The sequence below is a fragment of the Neobacillus drentensis genome, from assembly GCF_036966985.1.
GTDB classification, from domain to species: Bacteria; Bacillota; Bacilli; order Bacillales; family Cytobacillaceae; genus Neobacillus; species Neobacillus drentensis_E.
In genome coordinates, this window is sequence record NZ_JBALSN010000056.1 from 6,598 (window position 1) to 7,369 (window position 772).

Below are 772 nucleotides of genomic sequence, written 5' to 3' on the forward strand. Positions count from 1 at the left end.
ATACGCCGCTAAACGGGCACTTTCACTTTATATTATTTCACTGCCTTTCTCGTACTTTCTGATGCAAAGTCAGCAATAATGACAAGAATCATATAACAAAGTAGTAACAAGGTAATCTCAGTATATTGGAAATAGCTCATTGCCAGTTTAAACTCCATTCCAAGTCCGCCAGCACCGACGAAACCAACTACAATGGTTGTTCTCATAATGACTTCCCAGCGATAAAGGATATAAGTGAGAAATCGTGGTAACACCGAAGGCAGAATACCGTAGAAAAAAATCTGAATTTTCGATGCACCTGCAGATGCTAAATTCCTAATTGGCCGCGGGTCCATATCCTCAATCACCTCAGCCCAGAGTTTACCGAGTATCCCGAAGTTATGGAGTGCCAGAGCAATCGCCCCAGGCAATAGCCCTGGTTTAAAAATAAAAATAATCATCATGGCCCAAACTAACTCAGGGACTGAACGGGAGAAGATATAGATAATGCGGACAATTCCATAAAGAATCCAGTTATACCACTTCTTTGAGGAAGTTAAACCCCCATTAGCTATATTTCTTGCTGCTGGAATCACCGTTAAGAAAGCAGCGATGGTCGCAAATCCAATCGCCATAATACTCATTTCCAATGTTTCAAGCGTGAGTTTCAGAGCAGCGGACCAACTGCCAGCGTTGAAGAAAGCAGGGTTGGCATCATTTAATCCGATCAGACCGCCGAAGAACTTTTTCGCATATTCAATGTTCTTATCAGATAATAATTCAAATAATTGAG

Annotated in this window: 1 protein-coding gene; it reads right to left on the reverse strand. The window is 41.5% G+C overall.

The genetic code is table 11. The features are described 5' to 3' along the window. Positions 1-32: 32 nt before the first annotated feature. The coding region (locus V7659_RS03955; protein WP_335538262.1) for a PhnE/PtxC family ABC transporter permease at positions 33-772 on the reverse strand (740 nt) is incomplete at its 5' end.